Origin of the sequence: Pseudomonas sp. PDM18 (genome assembly GCF_014852585.1) — a bacterium.
Lineage (GTDB): Bacteria > Pseudomonadota > Gammaproteobacteria > Pseudomonadales > Pseudomonadaceae > Pseudomonas.
On record NZ_JACVBX010000037.1, the window covers coordinates 1 to 1,132 of the forward strand.

Consider the following 1,132-nt stretch of genomic DNA (forward strand, 5'->3'; position numbering starts at 1 on the left):
TGCCCAGCCACAGGTCGCCGGCGTTGCCGTGGGCGATGATCTGCACCGAAGCGGCGCCAGGGTGCGCGGCCAGGTACTGGGCCATCTGCTGCACGCCGTTGCCGCGGCTGTCGAGGAACACCACGTCGGTGTTGGCGGCCACGCCCTGGAGCAGTTGCTGGGCATCTTGCACACGCGAATCAACGAACACTACGTTGCGCCCGCTGCCGGCTACCGCGCCCTGCCCCGCATCGCTGCGGGCGTCGCTGGTGGCGGCATGGGAGTCGGCGTTGTCCTTGCTGGCGCTGCTCGCGCCGGCCTTGTCGGCCGCGGCGGCATCCTGGGCGTCAGTGGGCTTGGCCGCTTCGACGGCGGTCGCAGCGACCGCGCCGTCGAACATCATGCGCGGCTCCAGCGCCATGATCAGCGTCGGCTGGGAAATCCCGGTTACTTGCTGGCGACGCGCAGCCTCGCCGAACACGCGCTTGATCCACTGCATGCAATGCACCTCTTGGTTCCGCGCGGCTGACGGCCGCGGCGACCATTATTGTCAGTTGTTCTTGATGCGAATCACGTTGGCCGCGCTGGCGCTGCCGTCTTCCCAGAAAGAGAGCTTGCTGTACTGCTCGAACAGATCCGGCGGCAGCAGCGTGCGGCGCTCCTGCAGCGACACTTTCGGTCGCACGCGATGCAACCCGCTCACGCCCAGTGCTGCGTCGAAATCCGGCGCGTCGTAGGCGAGGTTGTCGAAGTCGTGCTCGAACCAGGGTTCGTCGATGAACTGGTAGACCAGCCGCAGCACCTTCTCCGGGCTCTGCACCAGCAGGTCGTAGTCGATCAGCAGCAGCGAGTCGGCCTGTTCGCCGTAGAAGGCTTCCTTCAGCGCGCTCCAGGAAAAGCCCACCAGACGGTTGCGCTGGGCCAGCGTCTCGACACGGCTGTAGACGGTGTTGCGCTCGTTGGCGTCGGCGAACAGCTTGGTGTTCTCGAAGGGGTTGGCGCGGAACAGCTTTTCCAGGCTGTCCATGATCCAGGCGACGTTGCGCACGCAGGCGATGACCTTGCCCTGCGGGAACAGCTCGCGCAGGGCCGGCAGGTTGGCGCACCAGAGACGGTTGGTGTCGAACACCACGGACTTGTCGTGCTGGTCGGC

Annotated in this window: 2 protein-coding genes; both read right to left on the reverse strand. The window is 66.3% G+C overall.

Annotation, left to right across the window (positions count from 1 at the left end; translation table 11 throughout):
- Window positions 1-478: DUF4347 domain-containing protein (locus tag IB274_RS29435; RefSeq protein ID WP_192436291.1), on the reverse strand; the 478-nt coding region annotated here is incomplete at its 3' end.
- Between the two features lie 51 nt (window positions 479-529).
- Window positions 530-1,132, reverse strand: a 603-nt coding sequence (locus IB274_RS29440; RefSeq protein ID WP_192436292.1) for a sulfotransferase, incomplete at its 5' end; no start/stop codon positions are given.